A 24,892-nucleotide genomic window follows, 5' to 3' on the forward strand; every position below is an offset into this window, starting at 1 on the left:
TTAGGTGACTATTATAACGTGTGTATACTTATGATGAAATTAATATTGTGCATAGAAAAAGCCCTAGCAAGAGATAAGGGACAATCTCTGTATGGTAGTAAGAAGGAAAGTCTGTTAATGAAACTTCAGGGTTTTAGCTTTATGGGCATAGGTTAGTGTCAAGAAAATGCGGATTTACAGCGTTAAAGAAATTTCAATATTAAAAAGCCTAACTTCTCTATTTAATATGAAGAAATTAGGCTTTTTTCATTTAGTGATGAAACCCATTATCACATTTCGTATCATGTGGCATAGGTCCGTCCAGGGAATCCAGAAAGGCAACGGTCTGTTTGAGGTTCCTCAAAAATAAATGCGCAAGATCCATGGAAAATCCATTTCGAACCACAACGCGCATAATCGTCACCGCTTCCATATCTGGAGGCAATGGGTAGGCAGGTACTTGCCAGCCGAACACACGCAATTGTCGAGATAAATCATAAAGATTCCAATTTGATGTGTAACCTTCTTTTAGTCGCCAAGCGAAAACCGGAATATCCGAACCATCGGACAAAAGTTCGAACGGTGCCATCTTCTGAATGGCTTTGCTAAGAAAAAGAGCTACTTTCTGGGAAGTCCTTTGTACATCATAGTACCCACTTTTTCCTAAACGCAGGTAATTGTAATATTGTAGGAGCACTTGTGCACCAGGACGAGAGAAATTCAGTGCAAAGGTCGGCATGTTCCCGCCTAAATAGGAGACACGGAAGATTAGATCCTCAGGGAGATCTTCAGCTTCCCGCCAAATTATCCAACCCAATCCAGGATAGACTAATCCATATTTATGTCCGGATACATTGATGGACTTCACCCTCGGTAATTGAAAATCCCAGACTAAATCTGGTTGAAGAAACGGTGCTATAAATCCTCCCGAAGCTGCATCCACATGAATGGGAATGTCAAGACCCGTCCTCGCCTGTAAATCATCCAACGCTTTCGCAATTGCGGCAACCGGTTCGTAAAGACCGGTATAAGTTTCACCAAGAATCGGTACCACACCAATCGTATTTTCATCCACGGCCGCGAGGACTCCCTGAGGATCCAATTGGGGATGTTCTGGGCTAACCTTCACATAGCGTGGTTCAACCTCCCAATAATTCGCGAATTTTTCCCAAACGACCTGAACAGCCGAACTAAACACAATATTGGGACGATCCACTGGCTTCCCTTCTTTTTTACGTGCATTTTGCCAGCGTCGCTTTAAAGCAAGTCCACCGAGCATACATGCTTCCGACGATCCAGTTGTTGAAACGCCCATAGTCGTAAGGGGGCTGGGCGAATGCCAGAGGTTGGCTAAGATGCGGACACACCGCTCCTCAATTTCAGCTGTCTGTGGATATTCGTCCTTGTCAATCATGTTCTTGTTGAATGATTTTGCATATAATTGCTCTGCGGCAGGCTCCATCCATGTGCTAACGAATGTTGCAAGATTCAGGCGGGCGTTTCCATCGAGAGCAATTTCATCATGGACGATTTGATACGCTGTTTCTGGTAACATACCTTTATCAGGAATATGAAAGCGCGGAACGACGGATTCTCCTTCGCGGGCAAACAGAGGATTTACAGAAAATTCGTGAGGTAGCTCTTTTTGCATGTGACGCGGTAGAGATTGTGAATTATCTGGCATAATCTCTTTTTTTTCATATGCATCCTTTTGAACTTTTGCTTTTCGATCCTGTGGCATACAAGTCCCCCTTAATTAATTTTTTAACAAACATATTATTTACAAAAACTCATTTGTTAAAACAAGGGACAATTCTATTGAATGATTCACCATACTACCTACTTTATCTTGGTTTTCGCAACTTCAGTAAGTGTGGGGCGATAGAACGTTGAAGATTTTACGGTTGCAACGTTTTTCTGCAACCAACCTCATATCCTCAGTTTTCGAAGAGTAATCTGTACAAGTAAATGATAGCAAACATGTTGGCCTATGCCAACTGACATGAATCTCCCACGTACTCACTTTGCGTTCCTTAAGGAAGGAGTCTTCTTGGCTAAAATGATAAATTATAAAAATATAGGTATAGGTAAATAGAGAAGAATATATCATTCTTTAAGAATGATATATATTTAAAGTTAATTAACTATAAGAAAAAGAATTTCATATTACAACTAAATATAATTAATTTACTTTACCTATGTGATGAAAAGAACAGTTGTAGAAAAATTAAACAATCATTTGTTAAAACATTTTTAGTTATGAATTAATTTGTGGGGATTATAGAGTTTTTTAGTTTTCTGTTTAATAAATCTCTCATTTAATATATAAATTTTATACAACAATGAAAAAAGCATTCGCTATGGATACTTCCCTTAAAAATTTATCTCTACAAGTTTCTCTTAAGGATTTTTCTTCCTGAAAAGTAATTAACTTTTAAACTTTTTCTAATATTCAAAACCACTATTTGTAATCCAATCCATATTTTATTGATACCAATGTAGTTACAGGTATGTTAAAATTCACTTGAAAAATTGCTTTTGGGAATACAATTGCTATCATAAACGCAATTTATTTTCTACAAACTGATTGGGTTTTAACCCAAATAGCGGTTTTATTCCGCAGTCCTTAATAAATTGTTAAGGACCTTTTTTATTTGTCTTTTAGCTGCGAAAAAATAAAATTTTCATAATGGGGGTACTTCATAACTTTATTTTGATAGCGATCTGGCGAGACTCCTTTTTATATGAATATAACAATAACATAGTTGATTTTTATTCATATAAAAACAAAAAAAGAAGAGGGATATCTCCCTCTCCACCAACAAAATCAAACATATTTACAATTAAGGAAGGGCATACATTCATCAAGTGATGAAAGGAACAATAATAGTTCACATAGTGAATTATAACATAAAACAACTCCTGTTAATAGGTAATATTACCATTAATGGAATTTTTGTGACAAAATTGTTAAATATCTTAATATTAAAAGGCTTTATATGTATGTAAATGGAATGTGGATAGTGTAGGGATAAAATATAAGGGGGATATATATTATGTTTAACAAAAAACAAAAATTAGTAACAACGGTAACAGCTTTAACATTAGGATGTGGATTTACTTTCGGATTAACACCAGCCTTTGCAGATTCTACTAAGATTTCCGCAAATAATACTCCTGTTCATTCTATTCAAAACCAAGAACAAGAACCTTTTACTGGATATGTCATTTCAATAGATAACAATTATTTAGTGGTTGCTGCTACTCCTACAAAAGATGAAGCACTTACTTATCAACATGATTGGTGGGATCTAGTTTCCCAAAACAAAATTTTAAGGGTTCCTGTTTCAGATAGTGAAAACTACAAATTGGGTGAAAAATTAAACGTATATGCAGTTGGGTGGACTGCATCATTACCACCAATTGCTGTTATGCCTACAATCGAAAAATTAACCCAATAGGTAATAGTGCTTACAATAATAAAGGGCATCGTTCTAATTAGAATGGTGCCCTTTATTTAATAACAATTCAAACGTGATCACTCAAATCTATTATATTCGAAAATTACAGTGTCAACTTATATAAAAAGCATTGGTACATATGACAACACTATTTAACGGGTCAATATTGAAAACAGTCATATAATTAGAGCGTGTATAACCGTCCTCATGATAGGTAATCATTATTTCTTCTTCAGACAATAAGGAACATACTAGCATGTTTTCAATTCGTTATTTTTTTCAATTGTTAAGATTGGACGGGTTACTTTGTGTTATTCCTTAATCATTTCACGTTTAAATTTCAACGCAAACTTATAGGGATTCTTAGCAAATAAATGAATACTATCCATAATATCCATGAAAAATTCTTCAATAGAATATTGGTGAAAATCCTCAATAGGAACGTACTGCAAAGCTAGCTTTGTTATGTAATTAGAGCATTTTATATAAGTACCCATAATTGGATTTACAACAAGAATATCTTTTCTGTGAGGAATTTCGTATAATCTTGCCATCTATTTTACACTCAATGCTTTTAATGGGGGAGTGGCAGATAGAACGATTGAACCGTTTTTATTTACATCACCGACTAATGCCAATTTTGTATACATAGGATCTAAACCCATTTTGATGCAACTTACTGAAGCGTAAGAGCTACGTAAATTCACACATAAGATGATTCTATTCGGTAAGATAGAATAGTCATACACTGTTATTCCTCCCTAATTAAAAAAGAATGCTTGCTCTTATCCAGTACGAATGTAGGTTCTTTTATAAGGAGTTTTTGTTTGAAAATATTTTTTTGTATAAAGAAAAGACACTCTTAGACGAGTGTCTTTCAGATATTCTGCTTGTGGGAGCAGTAATTCTAATACAAATCAGCAATAAGAGGGTATAGATATATATCCTCTTACTATTGATTAAAGGCACGGAACATAAAAGAAAAGGATACAGTATCTCTTCTTTTCTTTAACTTGAACTAATTTGATTCTACAAATACTACTTTTATAATAGCAAATATATCAGCAATCTTTCATATCACATGCATTTTAGTATAAAAATCCTTTATTCCGTATATTTAAATGTGAATTCAAGAAAAATGCGTTATTTATTGTGGTATAGATTGAAATGATTAAGTAAATATTTTTTGTTTTTATTTAATCGTTTCTTTTTAACAGATGTGTAACGGAAATGTTTAATTGATTTTCTTGTGCATTTCAATCCAAGTACGATAGAAGGAGATTTTTTTGACTAATCTTCGTCGAAAAATTTTAGATGAAATCTATGATTTAGAATATACCTATTGTTCAACTTGCCCTCTGAACAACCTATCAATGAATTGTGCAGATGAGCAGAAAAAGGCAAAACAAAGAAATTATAAACATTGTAAAGGTTGTCCCATTTTCGATTCCATTCGTGAGAAAGGGGAGCAATTGAATTCTTTATCAAAAAGAGTACATTTAATAAGGTACGAGAACGTTATATGGAAAATCCATTTAAGTATCTTCAATATAAGAAGTACTCAATCACAGATGTAGTAAAAGAAACAGGTTTAACAAAGTATCAACTAAGAAAATTCAAACAACAGCTAGAGTGAGAGTTTCGGATGAGGTGAGAAATAGAATATTTATCTTTAGAAGAGGTATGCGATCGGGTAGGTATAACAAAAAATCAATTAGGCTATTTAATTAAGTATAAACAAATCGAACCTATCAATCTGGCTACCTGGAAAGCAGATGGCGGATATCGTTTTAAGCAAGAAGACGTAAAAAAGTTAGAGGAATTATACAAAGACTCTTTTACATTAAAAGAGGCGGCTGAATTTCTAAATAAGTCTAAGACTTACGTTCATAATGCGGCTAAAGATTGGATATTGCCCTTTAAAGAGATTGCTAAAGGGAAATCTACTGAACGATTATACTTAAAAAAAGATTTGGAAGTTTTCAAAGAAAAAATTGAAAACAGATCAAAAGAGGAATTGAAAGAAAAAAAGCAGCATCTAAGTCTCTATCTTGATGAAAAGGTAGTAGAAGCAATAAAGAAAAAGGCTGCAAAGAAAGGGTATAATGGCTACAAGAAGTTTGCTGAAGACATTTTATCCGCTGAAGTAAAAGAAGACATAGAAGAATAGAAATTCTAGAGAGAATAGACCCCGAAAAAACAGAAACGTTCTAAGGGGTCTATTATTAATTTCAAGGATTTTTTCTGAGTTTTAATATAATCGCATTAAGCAGATAGTTAATTGCGATTACAAACGAATTTGAGAAGCTGTTTTTTTTATGTCATTTTACTTTTTCATAATATAGTAGGATTTATGCTATAATTTTAAATATTAGAAAAGGAGAATATATGATGAACAAAATAAAAGACAAGCTATTTAATTTTAAATTTTTAATTAAGACTGGGATAACATTTATGATAATAGCATTAATAAGCCCTTTTGTATTAGCGCCACTAATATATAAAGTTGCCGAAAGGTTTGGTGGTATTGAAAATTTAGGCCCTACAGGAGATTTACTGGGGGGTTCGACTGTACCATTTTTTAATATAGCAAGTATATTATTAATTCTAGCTACAATTGCTATTCAAAGAGAGGAATTGACACTAACCCGTGATGAATTAAAATTAACTCGTGCTGAATTTAAAGAGCAAAATACCACTTTGTCAATTCAAAGATTCGAAAATACTTTTTTTCAAATGGTTAATTTACATAATAATTTAACATCTAAATTAAGAAAGAATGTTTCAAAGTCAGGTGGATATTTAAAGCCAATTATAGAAATTGAGTTACAGGGAAAAGCAGTTATTACAGAAGCTTTATCAGAATTGAAAAGCATATACAAACAGAAATCATGGGTGGGAGAAAAGAGTATAGAAGAAACACTGAAAATTATTAGAATTTCGTATGCGTCTCTTTATAAAGCATATGATAATGAACTAGGGAATTACTTTAGAAATTTATACCATATAATCAAGTTTATAGATGAATCAGATATTAATGAAAAACAAACATACATCCGTATAATACGTGCTCAATTATCAACAGATGAATTAATACTACTTCTATATAATGGATTAAGTGAATATGGATCAACAGAAGTATTACAACTCTTAAATAAATATAATTTCTTACATAATATTGAGAATCGTAAAGAGTTGATGCTGTCAGAAAATGATTATGAAATATATTTAAATTATGAAACATATTTTACAGAACAATAAAACATCAAAAATAGTTTGCTATAATTAGATTATAGTAAACTGAAGAGGTTATAATATATTATTCATTTGAAGTATGATAAAATAGAAGTATAACTGTATATCGTGTGAAGGTGGGCTTGTTATTATCCCTTCTTTCCATTCGGAAGGAAAGAAGGGATATAACATGGAATTTTTGTTTGAACTTTTAAAAGAAATTGCAAGAGCAGTTGTGCGTGAGGTTTCAGCATACGCACTGAGAAAGCAATTCGAAAAAAAAGACAACAAAAAACCCGCGCTTCACCGACCAAAGTACAAGCGTGGGTCTAAAAGAAAAAGATAATGCATAATAACAACCACCTTGACAGTAGCAGTTATGAGACGGGATGTTGACAGCATCTCGTCATTTTTAGTTTATGCAATTCAGTTAAGTACTATACTTAATATATATTGGATATGCATTCAATATATATTTAATCTACAGTAAACATACCATATTTTTATTTACGGGTCAATATTGGAAGGAATAGGAGGTTGTATAAAGATTATGAACCTAGATATTAATCAAACAGGACCCACTTGTGGAATATACGGTCTTGCAAATGGATTACTTAACATGAACAAAGTAAGTAGCCACAAAAAAGAAAAGATTGATCAAGAAATCTATGAACTACTAAAAGAATTCAAGTTTAGAATCCAAGATAATGAATTCACTGGATACACTTTAGTAGGCGAATTTTTCAAATTCAATACATTTAAAAGATTCATTGAAAATGTGATTCATGAACTGCATAAAAACATAATTTCAGGTGAAATTAACCCTGTAGATGATAATCTTAAGTATGAAATAGAAATAGCGAACGTTAGTGATTTGACACAATACTCTCTTATCCAGCAATTGAACAACAATGAAGCCTTTATTCTTTTTAGCATTCTTAAACAATATAATATATTGGGGTTAGTAGATGATATAAAAGCTCTCCTCGGTTTTAACAGGATACAAAAACATGTAATATCACATTGGATATGCATACACGGTTACTGTAATAACGTCGGAAAGTTCATTGTTACCGATAGTTATAAAGGAGAAAGAATGAATTTTACATATGAAAAATTAAAGAAAAAAAACGCACGTTTGGAAAATAAAATCTTCGAATGGGAGAAATACACTGGTCAACAGTATTTTCAAAAAAAGAACACAATGACTTCTACGAGCAAACAAATTATAGATTTAGTAACAGAGCAGTTAAAAAATAAGGAAGGGTATCTTAAAAAAATAAGTTTAAAAGTGTGATAGAGCACACAGCTAGTAAAATGATAGTAATTAGGAAAGTAAAACAGGAAAACAGGAAAACAGGAAAACAGCCAAGTAAGCGTTAAATAAAAAGTATAATAATTTTTTAAAAACTATTGGGAAATGAGAACAAAAGAACATTTGAAAGGGAAATAAAGAAGTTACACCAAGAAAGAAACAATACAGTTAACGCAATGTTCTGTAATAACTTGATAAATATAGAAAAAATAACCAACACTTAAGTAAATATGTTAATATTTATATAAATAAATAGAAAGGGGATAAATTTATGAAACATTATGTGAAAGTTTTAATGGGATTGAGTTTTATGTTTGGTTGTATTTTCGTTACATCTGGAAATGTTGAAGCTGCATCGGGGGGATGGTATAAAGTTACAGCTGCAGGTAACAATTGTAAAACTAGAGTAAATACTGATCAAACAGAGTATAAGTCCAATAATAAAACAGTGGGTATTCAATTAGAGGCAGAAGGAAAGTGTAGTACAATGTATTACATTGCAGATTTAACATATAAAGGCCTAGAGTCTGTAGTACATGATGGAACTGTTGGAAGCTTTTCTTCGAAAACTCCAATAAAACAATTAAAAATAGGTAGTGTTCGTGAAAAAGAAACTACAGTTGTCATCGTTCAATTATACAAAGATGCTGCTCATACACAGCCTATAGGAAAACTGATTTCAAATGAAATTATACTTTATCCTAGGTAACCAATACCTATAACTATATAAATTAGCTACTGGGAAATTGAAAAATAGGTACCTTTGTTTTGATTACAATATTAAATTTATTATAGGGTTTCTTTGCCAATCAGCATTTAACTAAAGCGAAATTGTAAATCTAAACTAAAAAAATGTATGTGCTCCCCAGATAATAAAAAAGTACAGGTCCTTAATCAATTAAGGATCTGTACTTTTCTATTATGATTTACTAATTTTCCAACCTTCGTCCGTTTTCTCTAATTCAATTACGATTACTTTTTTAGGATTATCCTTATATACTGCATCAACAGTTACTGTAGCAATTTCATTTTTCTCTTCGACTTTTCAAATTTTATAGCTTTTAAGATCTTTGCTAACCGATTTCATTAGGTCTGCATTTCCGCCCACAAAAGCAACGATTTTCTTCGCTTCAGGAGTGAATAACTCGCCAAAATCTTTAACATTTCCTTCTTTTGCATCTTCGAAATACGCTGTAGCAACTTCTTCAGGATCACGATTATTTCCACATGCTGCAAGTGCTGTAACTGATAAAGCCATTACCACTATTAACATAATCATACGCGTAACTTTGTTCTTCATTTAAACTGTTCCTTATATATAACTTAATTTCAACTCGTAAAAAGAGCTAAATTACTCGTATAAGTATATAATAATTAAAACTATATAATTATATATAATAATTTTATAATATTATAATCATAAAAACGAAGAAAGGTAGGGAAAATCTACCTATTATTATAGTATTGAATTCCGTTATATACATTAGTATAATAATAACGTCAGAGCATGCTCTGACGTTATAGGGGTATAACAGACGACATTCATTTTTAAAATCATAAAATCGGATTCACTTATATGAAAGATAAAAGCCCTTCTTTAATTAGGAGGGCTTTTATCTTTTCTTGAAGAGTTCAGCATATACATGAGTAGATGTAGTAATAGTTATGTATTTTGTATCTGCAGGTGTTATCCCAGAAGGTAAGATATGTATTTAATTACAATTAACAAGAAACAGAATATTAATAATTATTGAAGGGATTACTAGGACAATAACTTATAATGATACTATACGATACATCAGAAAAATTACTGAAAGTAACAACACTGAGTGAATGTCATGCCATTAAAGTTATGGATAAGTCGTGAGGAAGAAGCGGAAATTCATGATTTTAAGATCTATGAAGAAGCAAAAAAGCATTTTAAAGAGAAGTATGAAAATGCTTTCCAGCTGTCTGAACCTTTCAAGATAGATGGTGAACAAATATATTCCTACATGTATATCATAGATAGGGAGAAATTTAAAGAAATGCAAGATTATATAGAAAAGTATAATACGTATCTTATTAATGATGGGGACCTAGACACTAATAGAATCATACCAATCAATTCTGATTTTCGAAGACTGTAAATTAAATATTTCTTATTAAAAATAATATACTTATAATATTTTAAGTACAAACCTGAAAAGAGGCTCTTATTTTAAAGCGCCATTTCTGTCCAAAAGGTTTACCTCACCTTAGCTTGTCAAAATATGAGCCCCCCCTTCACCTAACCAAAAAGGGGCTAGTAGGGGAGGGAATTACACTACATGATTGTTTAACATAGAAAAGTTTTATGCGACCTTTACTTATACCATGGCATATAACCTTATTAGAATAAATATTTTAAAGACATTCCTAGATTATTTAGTATGATTTTGGATAAAATCACAGAATGTAGAATACTAATTTGCTTTTTCAACAATTGGAGAAATAGCATCCACAGGAGTATTAGGTAGTAAAGTAGGACTACTTTCAAAAGATGCGGCATAAACATTCACTGTATCACCTATTTTAATATCTTGTAATATTTCGGGTGAAACCCCAGCTGCATAAGTTATGTTGTTGCTTGAAACAACAATTGAATTCTCAGATTTTTGTATTACATTTCCTGTGATTTTGTTGTATTGATTCTCTAAAATGTTTTGTTCATTTCCCTTTTGAATAATCGCGTTTCTTGCCTCGAAAGGTAAGTCCTTTAAAAGGATAGGATCCATTTCAAATGCTTTAGCATAAACATTTACTGTATCACCTATTTTAATATTTGAAAGTATTTTCGGATTAACATGGGCACGAACAATGTTGTTTTCACTTGAAATTTCAATGTTATCTTCGGATTTTTTTATCACAGTACCAGAACGTTTTTTTAATTGCGCTAAGAGTTTTTGTTCGTTATCTTTACTCATTACATGATTTTCTTGTTGTTTTTTAGATTCATCATTTACTTTAGAAATAGAATTTGCATCAGTATAAAATACAGTTTGTCCATAGATTTTTTGTTGTTTCCATTGATCTTTGTTAACAACTTTAACTTTGTCATCCTTTTTAAAGCTTGAGTTACTGCCATTCGAGAAGTTTATAGTAACTTCTTGATTATTTCCATTGGCATCTTTATACGTAACTGTCACATAATAAGGATCTGCATCATTTATTACACCAACTACATGGTTTTCTTGTTGTTTTTTAGATTCATCATTTACTTAAGAAATAGAATTTGCATCAGTGTAAAATACAGTTTGTCCATAGATTTTTTGTTGCTTCCATTGATCTTTGTTAACAACTTTAACTTTGTCATCCTTTTTAAAGCTTGAGTTACTGCCATTCGAGAAGTTTATAGTAACTTCTTGATTATTTCCACTGGCATCTTTATACGTAACTGTCACATAATAAGGATCTGCATCATTTATTACACCAACTACAGCATTTTCTTCTTTCTTTGTTTGGTGGACGATTTGATCAGATTTTGCAATAAATTGTGCAGCCTCTGCACGGGTAATCGGTCTATTAGGGGACCAGTTTTCTCCATCTTCAGTGCCCTTAGAAATTTCTGTTTGTATTAAAATATTTGCATATTTTTCTCCCCAATGTCCTTTTAAATCCTCAAACGTAGTTACTATATTTCCAGCAACTTTATTTTCTAATTTGTAAGCGTTTGCCACCATTGAAGCCATTGATGCACGATTAATTAAACCTGTTGGAAGGAAGTTACCATTGCCATCTCCTTTAATAACACCTACTTTTTCAATAGCTGCAATGTATGGTGCTGCCCAGTGATTTTGAGCATCTTGGAAAGATGGTTTAGCATTTGGATTAATATCTAGTCCAAGCATAATGGCCATTATTTTAGCAGCTGAACCGCGGTCAATTGTTTCAGCAGGAGAAAAAGTACCGTCGGGTTTTCCGTGTAATGCGCCTCTATCAACTAGGTAATTTACCAGAAGGGCTTGCCCAATTTGGGACATCTGGAAACTTATGAGTACTGGCAAATGCACTAGATGAGTAGGATAGTAGACTACCAGCAATAATTCCTGTAGCAATTAATTTGTTTTTCAAAATTTAGCACCTCTAAAAAATTATTACAAGTTAGTAAATATATCATTTATAGTTAAGCTTATAAGTAATACGACTTAGCTTAAAGAACAATTGATTAGGTTGGATTTATCACTACATTACAGATAAATAATCTTTAACTCCATTAAACTATTATTTTGAAAAGAATCCATAGACATACACTTATAGGCAGTGACTATTTGACATATTCACTAAGCATGTGTAACCAGTATAGTTACTTATATAGATGAGTGTCAATGAAATGAATCTTACACTTTTGTAAGGTGACTATATTAATAATATAGTAAGTAATTATTATATAAGGTGAATAATTAATCGCTATAATAAATATAAAAATCGTTAAAAGGGTTTTTAATCCTATGGAATAAAAGGGCTCTCTAGTTTAAATGAAAGAGGGATATTTACCACCGTTTACACGTGATTTATTGTGAGATTAGATACTAGTAGTTATTCATAAAACCTTAATATCTATTCCCTTGACACTTGTATGTATAAGTGCATATAATAGGTACTTCAATTGAATATATAGTACTTTACCAAAGAATCCTGAAACATTAGATGTTGGAGTGCTATCTAATGAAATCCCGTATAAAATGTAAGCAGATGAGGAAAAAGTAAATGTTGTATCCTCATCTGCTTACTACCATGTACCATATTCATTTGATTTACAGATTAAAAGTAAACCAGGTATTGAGCAAAACAAAGTTGCAGCATTAACTCTTGGAACAAACATCATTATTTATTGTGAAGATCCAAATGAATGGGGTAAATTCTCTTTTGAAGCTAATGGAGAAAAATATGCCAATATTTTAATTGATTTAAAAATTTCTAATGGTACTGATAACACTTGGCAACCAAGTAGATTCATAACACGCGCTGAAGCCTCTCAACTTACTGCAAAAACAGATATGCTTTTCAAAAAAATAAAGGATGAATTAATAGCAAAAACTAGCACTAAAGATTTAGATGCCAATAATAAAAAGATTGAGTCATCTACAATAGAAAATCGCTCTTTAACTATTGATACAGCTGTTTAAAAACAGAATAATAAAGAGCAAATCCTTTTAAATCAGCATAAAAAGCGCTCAAGGAAAGAATGTAAATGAAATAATAATATCAAAAGATGAAAAAAGGATGAACGATCTTATTACAGAAATAGATAAAGATCGTACAGAAACAGATACACGCTCATCATAATAATTTTTTAAAGCACCCATTATAAGAAAACTTTCCTTTTTTTATAGGTATTATTTTTAAAGAATTTGTGGATTTCATAGAAAACAAACGGGATTTCAAGTATATTATTATGTATTTTTTATCCATTTCAAAGGTTATTTTGATGATATTTTTGTAAGTGTATGAGAGGAAATCTTATCATGTATAGTATGGGGGAAATCGTAAAAAAGAACTATTGCAGTTCCTATCAATCTCTGTAATGATTGTTCAAACTAATACTAAATATCTATATATTCAGGAGTATTTATGTACTTCCATTGATTATAAGTAATGAAAATTAAGTTGTTATTTTTAGGTTTTAAACTATTATGATGCGCATTAAAAAAAGTGTAAGGAGGAAGGTATATCTACTAAAAATTCGAGATATACCAATTTAAACATGAGTATTAAATTTAATAAAAAAGTAGTAGCATTAACAGTAGGACTAACGGTAGTATCCTCACCAATGGTATCGTTTGCAGAAGAACAACAATCAGTAAATAACCATCAATCTATAAGTGTTCAAGAACAAGTCGGAACAGACCCACTTCAAGTATCAGATGAACAAGCTTTAAAAAGTATTGAGAAGAGTTTTGAGGGAGTAGACGGACGTGGTGAAGGTACTGTTGATAATAAAAAAGTAGATAGTCTTCAAAGTTCAGAAGGTATTTATGAAGAAACGGGTACATTAACGGTCCCTAAAAATCCAAATAGAACAAAGCGTAGTCTTTCTTTTTCAGCACCTAAAATTTCTAGTACTATAAATGGCGTTCCATTCACTGAATGGATTGTTCCAGCAGGAAACGATAATATTCGCCCTCAAAACCATATGATTCCAAAGTATATTACAATTCATGAGACCGATAATAAAAGTGTAGGAGCAGGAGCTAAAAATCACGCCCAATACTTATATAACCAAGCAGTAGGGAAAACAGACCGAGCTGCATCATGGCACTTTACAGTAGATGATAAAGAGATTTATCAACACTTACCATTAAGCGAGAACGGATGGCACGCAGGAGACGGTAATGGCTCAGGTAATAGGGAATCTATTGCAATTGAAATTGCAGTTAACAGGGATGGTAACTACAATAAGGCAGTAGATAATGCTAAGAAACTTGTAGCGTATTTAATGAAAGAAACGGGTGTACCATTAAATAACATCGTAAAACACCAAAGATGGAGTGGTAAAAACTGTCCTGCTATTATGATAAACAGTGGACAATGGGTTCCATTCGTAAATGGTGTTGAAGGGTATTATAATAAATTTAATCAACCAACAGACGATATCACAGGAGGTTGGTATGAACCAGCTATTCGTGATTTGAATAGAAGAGGTATTATGCTAGGAGAAGGAAACGGAATTTTCGCGCCTAATAGAGCAGTAACAAGAGCTGAATTTGCTCAATTAACCTCTAGATCTCTAAACCTACCAGCCGGAGATGCATCATTTAAAGACCTAAATGATGCAAACCCAACTCTACGAGATGGTATTAAACGCACTGCAAGTGCAGGAATCATTAAAGGTAGAGGAGACGGTTATTTTGACCCGAACACACCAATTACAAGAGAAGAAGCAGCGGTCATTGTAAATAAAACATTACAGTATAAAGGAATAAATGGACCATTGGCAAACGTACCATTTGCAGATAAAGATCAAATCATCTATAAAGAAGATGTACAAAGACTATACGGCTTAGGTATTGTAAAAGGGATGGGAAATAATTTGTATGCTCCTAAAGGAACAACAACTCGTGGTGAAACAGCATCATTCATATTAAACATGCTTCAATTAGTTGAAACTGGTAGTGTTCAAAAGGGAATTGGAACGGCTGAAATTAATGGCATTGGCGTAAATGTTCGAAGCGGGGCAGGAACTAGCTATTCGGTTGTTAGAAAAGCAAGCAAAGGTGAAAAAGTTAAAGTATACGAAGAAAAGAACGGTTGGCTAAGATTTGGTACAGATGAGTGGGTTTATCATGAACCTAGTTACATCCTCTATAACAAGGAGTAAAATTAAATAGTTAATGCAGTGAGTGATACATCCCATCGCTATCAAGCTAAGAAATACAAATACCTTCAAAAAGAGAAAATTGACATCTTCATGTGAAAATGTACAATTTTATTGTTTTGGGTTGTTATAAAATTCTTAAGTAGATGGGCATGTCGTGAGACTCCTAAAAGAATTTGCTATATAAATAGAGTCCTATATTAATAGGACTCTATTCCTCATGGTTAAACTTTATCACAAATCAACATCTTTCTCATTTAATAACCTCTACTCCTCCCATATATGGACGTAATACTTCTGGGATTATAATTGAGCCGTCTTCTTGTTGATAGTTCTCTAAAATAGCCGCTATTGTGCGACCTATAGCCAATCCAGAACCATTTAGTGTGTGTACAATAGTTTTGCACCTTGTGTACGGCGGAAACGAATGCTTGCACGAAGTGCTTGGAAATCCTTACAGTTTGAGCAAGAAGAAATCCCACGATAAATCTCATAGCAAGGTAACCACACTTCAATGTCATATGTTTTCGCAGATGGAAATGCTATCTCAACTGTACATAATACAATTATTCGATAAGGTAATTGTAATAATTGCAGTGCTCTTTCAGCATTCGCTGTTAATTTTTCTAGCGCATCGTATGATTCTTCTGGCTTTGTATATTTAACCATTTCAACTTTGCTAAATTGGTGTTGACGAATAAGTCCTCTCGTATCATGTCCTGCACTACCGGCTTCAGAACGGAAGCATGGCGTATGAGCAGTAAAATTAATAGGTAATTCCTCAACATTTAAAATTTCATCGCGATAATAGTTCGCTAACGGTACTTTCGCCGTTGGGATTAAAGAGTAATCTGTGCCTTCTAATGTAAATATATCTTCCTTAAATTTCGGGAATTGTCCTGTTCCTAATAAAAAAACAACTAGAAAAGGCCCATTTTCAATATATCTTAGTTTCTCCAAAGTTTATAACAACAGAAAATGGAAGGACCTTAATCAGATTAACGGATTATAATGAATATGTTTAAAAGCTGGGGTATCCAGTGGAAAGCTTAAAAAATGATAAAGAAAGTTTGCTAATAACATCTAAGAAAGCAAAGAAGGATAGAAATGAAGAAATTAAAAGCAGAAAAATATGCAAATTAAACAAGGAAACTTACATATAAATCTTCCTATTCAAAAGAATGTAGAAATTGAAGAACTAAGACCGAATTATGATTCTATATTAGTAGTAAAAGATTCAATATATAATCAAATCGCGAATGAGTACTTTTTAGGGACATATAAAAGATAATCCGTTAAATAAACAAAAAACCTTGCAAGATTTTTGTAAGGTTTTTTGAATTGGTATATACATTAAAGAGAAAAATTGAATTTCTAATTATATTTAAGACCAAACCCACTGATCATTTTGATAAGCTTGAGTGTTGGTTTCATCTACTTTTTGAATATTATCTATAACGGTTACATCTGCATCGATATTACCACGTCCCAAAGCCAATTCCATATTAATTTTCACTTTGTCGCCTAGTTTAAATTGTTGTCCTTGAGTTAAACGAACTTCGATAATTTCCTTTTGACCATATTGATTAATATAAGGAACTATTACGTAATTAAACTCATTAAATTTATTTCCAACCTCTATGATTTCACCTGTTACATGGCCATTTACTTCACGATTCAAAATAGGGTTACTTTGTGCCTGAGAATCATTAACTTTTTCAATTTCGTCCATTACCGACCACTCATTACTTCTTTCAGCGTTCGCCATATGCACTTTCACTTTTTCATGTGCATTAAATTTTTGACCTTTTGTCAAATAAACCGTAACATTCTTTTTTTGAATCCCATCTTTTCCATTATATTGAACGATTACATAATCTAATGATTGAAATTTACCTACTTCTTTAATATATCCTATTTCATATTCGTATGCGAAAACATGTTCTAAATATTCTCCCTGATGCAATGTATCAGTCCCTTGAACTTTTTCAATAGACTGTGCAATCATATAACTCTCAAAATCACGCATCATCGCACCAGTAGCTTTTATATCATCACCAATTTTTACATTAGGATTAAAGTTAGTTGTAGTAATACTAAAACGATTAGTATTATCAATATTCTTATTGGATCCTTTCACTTCAATATAAATAGTATTCCCTGAAACTTCTACTACACGTCCTTCTATTGATGAAATATTTGATTCAACAGCTGCACTTGCTTTGGTTACCTCTAACCCTGGTAAATTTGTTCCTGCAAGAGCTGCAATTCCTAATGCACCAGCTAAAATGATTTTTTTCATACCTTATAACATCTCCATTCCGATTGTATTTAAATGCACAGTTAGATATAACCGTAAATAACTTTCGTATATCACCTAACGTGTAACAATTATAGTTACAATAAGAGTTATTATCAACTGCATTTGAAATGCAATTTTGCATAATAATAATTTTAGTTTCATGATTTATCTTTTTACTAAGATGAAGGTAAAAAAATGTTGATAACTGTAAGTTAAAACAATATGTAAATGTATACTTTTACTATAATCTGAATGAGACATTTAAATGGGGTTAGTTATGTAAATATATAAAATTTCAGCTTAGAATGTCTTGTTACACCTAATATCTAAAAACGAAAGTTTAGACTTTTTTGTCTAAATTGTTTAGAGATTCATGTCCTTGTACATTTATTATTGTACAAAGACATGAAAGTAGGAACCTATTTATAGTGTAAAATGCTGAATTATCTACAGATATATTTCATTTAGTACCCATTTTCTTGTCCATGTATAGGGACAAGAAAATGGGTACTTTGTAAAAGTAGCAAATACTAATTAAGTGTGAAGTTAAAATTTAATTCTATATTAGTAACAAAAAATATTTATGAAAGATCTGCTTTCTTGTCTCATTAGGAGAACATGATAGTCTAAATTTATGTTAATGGGCATAGGAAAGGGTTCTACAAACATTAAATACGATTGACAATAAGAGATTACAAGTGTAATATTCAGTTGTGGATTACAAACGTAATACGAGGGGTGTAATTTTAAACAATGAATGAATTACCTAAAATTTCAGAAGCTGAGTTAGAAGTTATGAAAGTACTGTGGTCAAAATCTCCACAAACGGCAAATGAGGTGATTGAAGCGTTAGAGGTGAAAATGGATTGGAAACCCAAAACGATTCGAACGCTGATTAATCGATTAGTTCACAAAGAAGCAGTGGCTTACCATCAAGATAAAGGGCGTTTGTACTCTTATTATCCTTTGGTATCGCAAGATAGTTATTTACAAGTAGAAACGAAATCTTTACTTAAACGTTTCTATGGTGCAGCATTTAAACCTTTACTTGTAAATTTCTTGAAAGAAGAAAAGCTGTCTTCAGAGGATATTAACGAACTTAAACGTATTTTGGATGAGAAAACTGAGGAAAATCAGAGGAAGGATAGACTGTAGTGATAGAAAAATTTATAAATATCTATCTACCTGCTTTTTTTGATTGGATGATTGAGACCTCTATTATGGCTAGTATATTAGTGGGACTAATATTGTGTATCAAGGTCTTGTTTAGAAATAAGTTAACGCCACGTTGGCAATATATGCTGTGGATTATATTAATTATAAGACTTGTATTACCTTGGTCGCCAGATAGTTCCTATAGTATCTATTCTGTTCTTACTTACAAGAATGATGATGCATTCATTTTTAAGGGAAATCCTGTAGCTAATTTTCTTACAAAAGAACGTATGCAAGAATTAAAAGATGTAGACGATACAAAGGTTCTCACAAAAGAAGATACTTATACCTCAAATTCAACAAAAACTGCTCAGGCAAACAAGACACAAACAGGCATGAATGAAAAGCAGGATGATGAGACGATTTCATTCTATACAATCTGTATGTATATTTGGCTTACTGGCGTTATCCTTCTAAGTGTTGCTACTTTTATAATGAACAGGCATTTATTACTTTACATAAAAAAACAACCTGTTATTACAGACGAGAAGATTGTACAGATTTTTGAAAAGTGTAAGCAATCTATGTCTATTCAACGGAATATCCCTCTATTTGTATCTGGAAAGGTTTCCAGTCCAACAGTGTTTGGATTTATTCGTCCCAAGTTGCTATTGTCAACTGTACATATGAAAATATTAGATGAGCAACAATTACGGTATATTTTTCATCATGAATTAGCTCACATCAAGCGAAGAGATGTTGGTGTGAACTGGATAATGCATGGCTTACTCATTTTAAATTGGTTTAATCCTACTCTTTGGTATGCCTACTCATGTATGCGGGAAGATCAAGAACTAGCATGCGATGCATTAGCTCTTACATGTATAGATTCAGAGGAACAAATTGCATATGGCCATACTATTATTAGTCTTTTGGAACATTACTCAGGTTATTATCAAGTACCCGGTGTGGCGAATTTTAGTAAAAACAAAAGAATGTTAAAAAGGAGAATTCTAATGATTAAAAAATTCCAAAAAAAATCATATCGCTGGTCTGCGCTAGGAGCTTTGGCAGTTATTGCTGTATCATCTGTATCCTTATTAAATGCCCGTGCTGATATACCGAAAAATTCTGAGAAACAACAAATAGAAGTAAAAGATAATATGAAAGAATTAAAAACACAACCTGATATTTCTATACAGCAAATTGTAGAAAAAATGATTGGTACTAAAGAACAGGCAGAATCAGAATTTTTTGTTTCAGAAGGAGAATATAATACTTTACTTACAGAGCTTGGAGTGGCGAGGGATCTGTTTACGAAGGAAGAATTTGAGCGATTTATTAATTTAGAAACAGAATCACAGATTTTGTATAAGAAAGTAAAATTAGCAGGAAGTCCTGAAAAATTAGAACCAGAAGAGCAAAAAAAATATGAGAAAAATGTTGAAGAAATTGGACCATTTAGACAGAAAATTTATTCGTCTTTAAAATTGAATAAAAAGCAAGCACAGGAATATCTTGGTTTTCAAATTAAGAGACCAACGTATGTAGTAAAAGGGTATAAATTCACTGGAGAAGATATTCAAACACCATTGGCTATTAAAAAAATGGATCCCACTATTGTTTATGAATATCGAAATGAAGATTCCGTATATATGGTGTATCAATCTGCAGTTAGAGATCAAGGAGAAGAGTCGTTGAAGGGGATAGTAGGGACTAGTGAAAAGATAACTAATTATGAATTAGTTAGTACAAAAATAACTTTATCTGAAAGCACAAAGGATAAATTTAAAGTGATGAGAATGATTGTTCCTGCAAAAGGAAAGAATAATACTTATCAAGTCACAATTCTTGCAGATAATTTAAGTAGAGAAGAGTTAGAGAAAATTATGGTTTCCTGTCTAAAATAAAAAATAGAGTCTCAAGATCCCAGTCTTGAGACTCTATTTTTTATTTTAGGTAGAATCATTCTACGCAGCTGTACAGAAAAAAATTCTCTATTTATTGATGAAATACTATTGAAAATTATGATAAATGTTATTGTTATAAGCCACTACTCATCCATTTAAATGCAACACGTTGGGATAAAGTGCTCGATCCGTAATCAGATTGCATCTTGATATCAGCTAGACAATTAATAACAGATTGTGGACCTACAATCCATCCAATTCGTAATCCTGGAGTGAGGTTTTTTGAAAGACTTCCAAGATAAAGAACCAGACCATGCATGTCTTTTGTTTTTAAGACTAGAGGAGGTTCCTTATCAATCCATAATTCTCTATAAATATCATCTTCTATAATGGGGATTCTTTCTTCTTTGCAAACCTTTAAAAGCTCAGGCCTTCTAGAATCTAACATAATAAATCCTGTAGGATTATGAAAAGATGGAATAGTGTATAGAATATTTTGCTGAGATTTTTGCGTTTGATTTAAAATTGACTTTGTTATTATGCCCTCATTATCTATGGGTAATCCTGAAAAATCCATATCGGCAGATTGAAATACATGTAAGAAATAAAGGTAAGATGGCCTTTCAAGTAAAGCTGTCGATTCAGGTTTCAATAAACCTACAGATATAAGATCTAGAGCTTGTAGAGCACCTGAAACGATAAGAATAGAATCAGGTGATGCTTTTATGCAATGAGATTTTGAGTATGTACTAATAGATTGACGTAGTGCAAAAAAACTTTTGGTTCTTCATATCCAAACGCTTCTATCTCATTAGCTAACTCTTGTATACTTTGTTTCATTTGCAATAGGGGGAATTACTAAGTTGTATTAGATCAGAGTTCGACTTAGCTTCGTTGATCTGCTGTACCATTATTCGAATCGGCTGATGAAACCCGGTGTGTACATGATCATTCCAGTTTTGAGGGGAATTAGTTAACAAAGACCAGGTATTATTTGCAACAGAACCGTCCCTCTGTACCCCTTGTTTCGTCATTTTTCTAGGTCATCTAACTTGACAAATGTTTTTTTATCAAACTACAATGAAAATCATTATCAATAATATGGGGAGGATACTTTTGTCAATAAATGAAAAAAATATATTTATAGGTTAGTAACCAAATCTTGTTAAGTCGTATGTACTATTTTTAGTTTAGCGTTGCCCAGAATGTACACCAATTAATCTCGCGAATTACAAGAAAACTATTATTGAAATGAGGCGTGCATTGTGAAGTTGGACGTGAGTGAGTTAGCAGAGTATCTTGCCAATAATCCTTTCCGAGTAGAAGGAGTATATCGTTATGCTAAAAATCCAGGTGTGCCTTGTGCTGAGTCTACAGATTCTTTCCCGGGATTTGTATTTCCACTTGCAGGGAAGACGCAATTTCAATTTAATGGTACGCCGTATACCCTCTCCCCAGGAAAAGTTATACATGGGGGTGCAAAAATGACATTAGCCCATAGAATGCTTGGTGAAATAAACTGGGAATATATTCTTGTTTTATATCGGATAAGCAATTCAGAACGAGAAGACTCTGGCTTTACTCATCAGCATTTTGAATTATTAACAGGACAATCTCCTCGTCTTGTCGAATTACTTATGCGTCTTTGGGATGTATATAATCAGCGTGGAGGCATTTCGATGTTTCAGACCGAAATGCTGTTTCGCGAAGCGTTGAATGAAGCTTTATTAAGTGTTGTCAATAGAGAAAACAACTATGAGTCGCATACTTTATTCGAAAGAATATCTAGTTATGTTCATAAATACTATTATAAAGATATTACAATTCATACACTTGCAGAACAAAATAATATTAATCGAAATCGTCTTTCTTACGTGTTTAGAAAGCATGCAGGTATGGGGCCAGCAGAATATTTATTGAACTATCGTATAAAGATGGCTCAAAAAATGTTATGTACAAGTGGTGTGCCTGTACAACAAATTGCGCAAGCTATTGGAATCGCAGACCCTTTTTATTTTAGTAGAGTTTTCAAGAAGCGAGTTGGCATTTCGCCTACTAAATATCGCGAGAATTTCATCAATAATCCATACTAATGTCAACAGGGGTCCATTCTTATTTGAAAATCACTGTTCTATACTTATGGAGAGTTAAAGGAACATTGGATTGAAAGAACTTTCATTGAAATCACTCCTTTGTACTATCTGAATAAAAAGTTCTGGCATGAGCATTTTCTTTTTAAGCATAATGACGACTTTTTTAGTTAGATTACTGTAATATAGTGGAAGTTAAAAATGAGGAGGGATTATTATCCATTACCAACCTATTAAACTAAATGACGAGTTATCTAAAATTAACGATTATTGGTATCCACGAGTGATTGGTGAAATGAATGATGATCAAATTCAGCTTTTTAAAGCTAATGGAGATTTTATATGGCATGAGCATCCTAATACGGATAAGCTATTTATTGTGCTTGAAGGGGAGATGTTCATCGATTTTCGTGATGGACAGGTGAAAATTTCTAAGGGCGAGATGTTTATTGTCCCGAGAAGCGTTGAGCATAAACCTTTCACTGAAAAGGAATCCCACATCATGTTGGTAGAGCCTAAAAGGGAAATGGATTGATAATTGTATCTAATGTTTCGTTGGCAGATAAGAAAGTGTAGATAAAATTGAGAAGTTAGGATTTAAATGCTCTATTATGGAAATATTATTCAGTAACCTTTTCCTTAGTAATTCGTCCGTATTCCTATTCTAATATCTAAAATAAAAATACATCACTATTTAATAGTGATGTATTTTTATTTTAGAAAGAATCGTTGTACATAGCTGTACGAAAATAAAGTTCTCTTTAATTAATAAATTAAAAGCTCTATTCTATTAGAGTTGATGATATGTTTTTATTTACAATATTATATAACTCTTATTTGTCTGGAAAATTGATTTTTTATATGGATACTATAATAGTTTAGCTTAATAGCGATGCGGCTCTACCTCGTTGTACACAATACAAGTATTTCTTGCACAAGAATCTAAGACACTAAAACAAAAGTTTTTTCATTTATTTACAAAAAATTCAGTTAATGGTTTTTTATTCCTTTAAATGTATATATCTTTTGGATTTTATCCATTATATGCATTTTCAATAGTTTTGTTTGCATATTTATTAACTTTTTGACTATTAAAACTTTAAAAAAATTTCGATAAAATCGTTTGCCTCTTCTGTATAAGAAATATATACTTTGAGGTGTAAGGGTGAATACCTTATAAAAATTTAAAGGAGGTTTTTTTATGAAAAAAATGAAAAAGTTAGTGAACCTTGCTTTAGCTGGAACTATTGGTTTAGGAGGATTGGGAGCTTTCGCACCAACAGATGCAAGTGCAGCTGAGGTCTCTCCTGCTAAAACTAATATTCCTACTAACTTATCTACTGAATTACCTACTAATTTTGTAGAGTCTAAGTTACCAAATGCAGCCAAAGCTAGTGCGAATTTAGATGTAAGCATAGATGTATTAGGTATCGCTAATTTGATTAGGAATGCTATTAATAGTCAAACTAATCGTTCAGGATTTGTAAAAGGTGTAATGGAATCAACATTTTATTCTGCAGGTCAACGTTATAATGTTATGGTTTTTAACTTAAACCAAAACTATGAGGATCGTTTTAACGGTGTTAAATTCTTCGGAACAACAGTATATGATGGAATCACTTTTGGAATTTGGGTATTTGAGGATGGGGAATTCACGAATAAAGGTGATGGCGGATGGATTAACTGGGCATTTAGAGGTTGGTTTGATCGTGATGGTGGCCATGTTAAATTTTATCGCCCATAAAAATAAACCACAAAATCAGCCAATTTTGCGGTTTATTAAATAAAAAGTATTACCTAAGCCTAAGAGATCATATTCTAAAATCAACTCCTAGTAAAAACAGTATAGATGATATTTATTAAAAAGAAAAGCACTCTCGGGAGTGTTTTTCTTTTTTTATTTAAAAATAAGGATTTTTAGGAATGGAAACAATAAACCCTTATTGTTTTTATTAACTGAATATCACGAAAAATAATAAGGCTATTAGTGTTTTTTATCATTTTAGCTAAGAAGACTTCTTTCTCAAGGAGTGTGAAGGGGCACAGTCCAGTGAGTAGGTGGGAGGCGTTCAATTAATATTAGAACATATAAAAAGACACTATAGTATGC

16 protein-coding genes and 10 pseudogenes are annotated in these 24,892 nt (G+C 32.2%); 17 read left to right on the plus strand and 9 right to left on the minus strand.

Annotated elements, in window-relative coordinates; genetic code table 11:
- Positions 1 to 250 precede the first annotated feature (250 nt).
- The gene (locus NST27_RS29190) at positions 251 to 1,720 is read right to left on the minus strand and encodes a glutamate decarboxylase (RefSeq protein ID WP_047385522.1); all 1,470 of its coding nucleotides are present in this window, start codon (positions 1,718 to 1,720) and stop codon (positions 251 to 253) included.
- Positions 1,721 to 3,035: 1,315 nt separating this feature from the next.
- Between NST27_RS29190 and NST27_RS29195 the strand changes: the two genes are divergently transcribed.
- A complete protein-coding gene (locus tag NST27_RS29195; protein ID WP_000482308.1) occupies positions 3,036 to 3,440 on the plus strand; it encodes a DUF3221 domain-containing protein in 405 nt (134 codons plus the stop codon).
- Positions 3,441 to 3,543: 103 nt separating this feature from the next.
- On the opposite strand, the pseudogene NST27_RS29200 reads toward NST27_RS29195, so the two are convergent.
- A pseudogene (locus NST27_RS29200) lies at positions 3,544 to 3,766 on the minus strand (YolD-like family protein).
- Positions 3,764 to 4,189 (minus strand): annotated as a pseudogene (locus NST27_RS29205) (Y-family DNA polymerase); the annotation flags it as partial. The pseudogenes NST27_RS29205 and NST27_RS29200, both read right to left, overlap by 3 nt.
- A 537-nt stretch (positions 4,190 to 4,726) precedes the next feature.
- Between NST27_RS29205 and NST27_RS29210 the strand changes: the two are divergent.
- The 6 genes and pseudogenes from NST27_RS29210 (at position 4,727) to NST27_RS29235 (ending at position 8,698) form a co-directional block, all read left to right on the plus strand.
- Positions 4,727 to 5,076 (plus strand): annotated as a pseudogene (locus tag NST27_RS29210) (zinc-finger domain-containing protein).
- 21 nt (positions 5,077 to 5,097) lie between these two features.
- The gene (locus tag NST27_RS29215; protein ID WP_033689769.1) at positions 5,098 to 5,610 is read left to right on the plus strand and encodes a DNA-binding protein; all 513 of its coding nucleotides are present in this window, start codon (positions 5,098 to 5,100) and stop codon (positions 5,608 to 5,610) included.
- A gap of 221 nt (positions 5,611 to 5,831) precedes the next feature.
- Complete coding sequence (locus NST27_RS29220; protein WP_001033550.1) at positions 5,832 to 6,701, plus strand: putative phage abortive infection protein; 870 nt, start codon at positions 5,832 to 5,834, stop codon at positions 6,699 to 6,701.
- 163 nt (positions 6,702 to 6,864) lie between these two features.
- Positions 6,865 to 7,020: a hypothetical protein gene (locus NST27_RS29225; RefSeq protein WP_000394778.1), complete on the plus strand. Its 156-nt coding sequence runs from the start codon at positions 6,865 to 6,867 to the stop codon at positions 7,018 to 7,020.
- Between the two features lie 204 nt (positions 7,021 to 7,224).
- Positions 7,225 to 7,971 (plus strand): hypothetical protein, encoded by a 747-nt coding sequence (locus NST27_RS29230; protein WP_033689768.1) that lies wholly within the window; start codon positions 7,225 to 7,227, stop codon positions 7,969 to 7,971.
- Between the two features lie 289 nt (positions 7,972 to 8,260).
- Positions 8,261 to 8,698 carry a hypothetical protein gene (locus tag NST27_RS29235; protein WP_000683859.1) on the plus strand — a complete coding sequence of 146 codons (438 nt, stop codon included), beginning with the start codon at positions 8,261 to 8,263 and terminating at the stop codon, positions 8,696 to 8,698.
- A gap of 210 nt (positions 8,699 to 8,908) precedes the next feature.
- On the opposite strand, the pseudogene NST27_RS29240 reads toward NST27_RS29235, so the two are convergent.
- Positions 8,909 to 9,289, minus strand: a pseudogene (locus tag NST27_RS29240) (DUF4878 domain-containing protein).
- Positions 9,290 to 9,827: 538 nt separating this feature from the next.
- On the opposite strand from NST27_RS29240, the gene NST27_RS29245 reads away from it, so the two are divergent.
- The gene (locus tag NST27_RS29245; RefSeq protein ID WP_001987978.1) at positions 9,828 to 10,118 is read left to right on the plus strand and encodes a hypothetical protein; all 291 of its coding nucleotides are present in this window, start codon (positions 9,828 to 9,830) and stop codon (positions 10,116 to 10,118) included.
- Between the two features lie 315 nt (positions 10,119 to 10,433).
- On the opposite strand, the gene NST27_RS29250 is transcribed toward NST27_RS29245, so the two are convergent.
- Both NST27_RS29250 and NST27_RS29255 read right to left on the minus strand, forming a co-directional pair.
- Entirely contained in the window at positions 10,434 to 11,156 is a 723-nt protein-coding gene (locus tag NST27_RS29250) for a hypothetical protein (RefSeq protein WP_341035322.1), read from the minus strand.
- A gap of 291 nt (positions 11,157 to 11,447) precedes the next feature.
- Positions 11,448 to 12,081 (minus strand): annotated as a pseudogene (locus NST27_RS29255) (S-layer homology domain-containing protein); the annotation flags it as partial.
- Between the two features lie 551 nt (positions 12,082 to 12,632).
- Between NST27_RS29255 and NST27_RS29260 the strand changes: the two are divergent.
- The 3 genes and pseudogenes from NST27_RS29260 to NST27_RS29270 all read left to right on the plus strand — a co-directional run.
- Positions 12,633 to 12,899: pseudogene (locus tag NST27_RS29260) on the plus strand (hypothetical protein); the annotation flags it as partial.
- Positions 12,888 to 13,014, plus strand: a pseudogene (locus NST27_RS29265) (S-layer homology domain-containing protein); the annotation flags it as partial. The pseudogenes NST27_RS29260 and NST27_RS29265, both read left to right, overlap by 12 nt.
- Positions 13,015 to 13,714: 700 nt before the next feature.
- Positions 13,715 to 15,328, plus strand: a complete 1,614-nt coding sequence (locus tag NST27_RS29270) for an S-layer homology domain-containing protein (protein WP_000023100.1) — start codon at positions 13,715 to 13,717, stop codon at positions 15,326 to 15,328.
- Between the two features lie 250 nt (positions 15,329 to 15,578).
- Here NST27_RS29270 and serS read toward each other — a convergent pair.
- Positions 15,579 to 16,234: pseudogene (gene serS, locus NST27_RS29275) on the minus strand (serine--tRNA ligase); the annotation flags it as partial.
- A 223-nt stretch (positions 16,235 to 16,457) separates the two neighbouring features.
- On the opposite strand from serS, the gene NST27_RS29280 reads away from it, so the two are divergent.
- Positions 16,458 to 16,616, plus strand: coding sequence for a hypothetical protein (locus NST27_RS29280; RefSeq protein ID WP_001988346.1), 159 nt, complete (start codon positions 16,458 to 16,460; stop codon positions 16,614 to 16,616).
- Positions 16,617 to 17,306: 690 nt separating this feature from the next.
- On the opposite strand, the pseudogene NST27_RS29710 reads toward NST27_RS29280, so the two are convergent.
- Positions 17,307 to 17,627: pseudogene (locus NST27_RS29710) on the minus strand (hypothetical protein); the annotation flags it as partial.
- 753 nt (positions 17,628 to 18,380) lie between these two features.
- Between NST27_RS29710 and NST27_RS29290 the strand changes: the two are divergent.
- Positions 18,381 to 18,782: a BlaI/MecI/CopY family transcriptional regulator gene (locus NST27_RS29290; protein WP_001004322.1), complete on the plus strand. Its 402-nt coding sequence runs from the start codon at positions 18,381 to 18,383 to the stop codon at positions 18,780 to 18,782.
- Positions 18,782 to 20,692 carry a beta-lactam sensor/signal transducer gene (locus NST27_RS29295; RefSeq protein WP_000570334.1) on the plus strand — a complete coding sequence of 637 codons (1,911 nt, stop codon included), beginning with the start codon at positions 18,782 to 18,784 and terminating at the stop codon, positions 20,690 to 20,692. Before NST27_RS29290 ends, NST27_RS29295 begins: the two co-directional genes overlap by 1 nt.
- Before the next feature lie 139 nt (positions 20,693 to 20,831).
- On the opposite strand, the pseudogene NST27_RS29300 reads toward NST27_RS29295, so the two are convergent.
- Positions 20,832 to 21,693 (minus strand): annotated as a pseudogene (locus NST27_RS29300) (aminotransferase-like domain-containing protein); the annotation flags it as partial.
- Between the two features lie 264 nt (positions 21,694 to 21,957).
- Here NST27_RS29300 and NST27_RS29305 point away from each other — a divergent pair.
- The 3 genes from NST27_RS29305 to NST27_RS29315 all read left to right on the plus strand — a co-directional run bounded on the left by NST27_RS29305 (position 21,958) and on the right by NST27_RS29315 (position 24,526).
- The gene (locus NST27_RS29305; RefSeq protein ID WP_000762822.1) at positions 21,958 to 22,785 is read left to right on the plus strand and encodes a helix-turn-helix transcriptional regulator; all 828 of its coding nucleotides are present in this window, start codon (positions 21,958 to 21,960) and stop codon (positions 22,783 to 22,785) included.
- A gap of 292 nt (positions 22,786 to 23,077) precedes the next feature.
- Positions 23,078 to 23,317 carry a cupin domain-containing protein gene (locus NST27_RS29310; protein WP_000997183.1) on the plus strand — a complete coding sequence of 80 codons (240 nt, stop codon included), beginning with the start codon at positions 23,078 to 23,080 and terminating at the stop codon, positions 23,315 to 23,317.
- A gap of 711 nt (positions 23,318 to 24,028) precedes the next feature.
- Positions 24,029 to 24,526, plus strand: coding sequence for a stress protein (locus NST27_RS29315; protein WP_372584636.1), 498 nt, complete (start codon positions 24,029 to 24,031; stop codon positions 24,524 to 24,526).
- Positions 24,527 to 24,892 lie beyond the last annotated feature (366 nt).

Origin of the sequence: Bacillus sp. FSL W8-0770 (assembly GCF_038008705.1) — a bacterium.
Classification (GTDB): domain Bacteria; phylum Bacillota; class Bacilli; order Bacillales; family Bacillaceae_G; genus Bacillus_A; species Bacillus_A cereus.

What these genes read in the sequence shown, in the direction of transcription:
- NST27_RS29230 (WP_033689768.1), top strand. Translation starts at nt 7,225, where the DNA reads ATGAACCTAGATATTAATCAAACAGGACCCACTTGTGGAATATACGGT.
- NST27_RS29190 (WP_047385522.1), bottom strand. Translation starts at nt 1,720, where the DNA reads ATGCCACAGGATCGAAAAGCAAAAGTTCAAAAGGATGCATATGAAAAA.
- NST27_RS29290 (WP_001004322.1), top strand. Translation starts at nt 18,381, where the DNA reads ATGAATGAATTACCTAAAATTTCAGAAGCTGAGTTAGAAGTTATGAAA.
- NST27_RS29310 (WP_000997183.1), top strand. Translation starts at nt 23,078, where the DNA reads ATGAATGATGATCAAATTCAGCTTTTTAAAGCTAATGGAGATTTTATA.
- NST27_RS29225 (WP_000394778.1), top strand. Translation starts at nt 6,865, where the DNA reads ATGGAATTTTTGTTTGAACTTTTAAAAGAAATTGCAAGAGCAGTTGTG.
- NST27_RS29235 (WP_000683859.1), top strand. Translation starts at nt 8,261, where the DNA reads ATGAAACATTATGTGAAAGTTTTAATGGGATTGAGTTTTATGTTTGGT.
- NST27_RS29195 (WP_000482308.1), top strand. Translation starts at nt 3,036, where the DNA reads ATGTTTAACAAAAAACAAAAATTAGTAACAACGGTAACAGCTTTAACA.
- NST27_RS29220 (WP_001033550.1), top strand. Translation starts at nt 5,832, where the DNA reads ATGAACAAAATAAAAGACAAGCTATTTAATTTTAAATTTTTAATTAAG.
- NST27_RS29270 (WP_000023100.1), top strand. Translation starts at nt 13,715, where the DNA reads ATGAGTATTAAATTTAATAAAAAAGTAGTAGCATTAACAGTAGGACTA.
- NST27_RS29245 (WP_001987978.1), top strand. Translation starts at nt 9,828, where the DNA reads ATGCCATTAAAGTTATGGATAAGTCGTGAGGAAGAAGCGGAAATTCAT.
- NST27_RS29280 (WP_001988346.1), top strand. Translation starts at nt 16,458, where the DNA reads ATGCAAATTAAACAAGGAAACTTACATATAAATCTTCCTATTCAAAAG.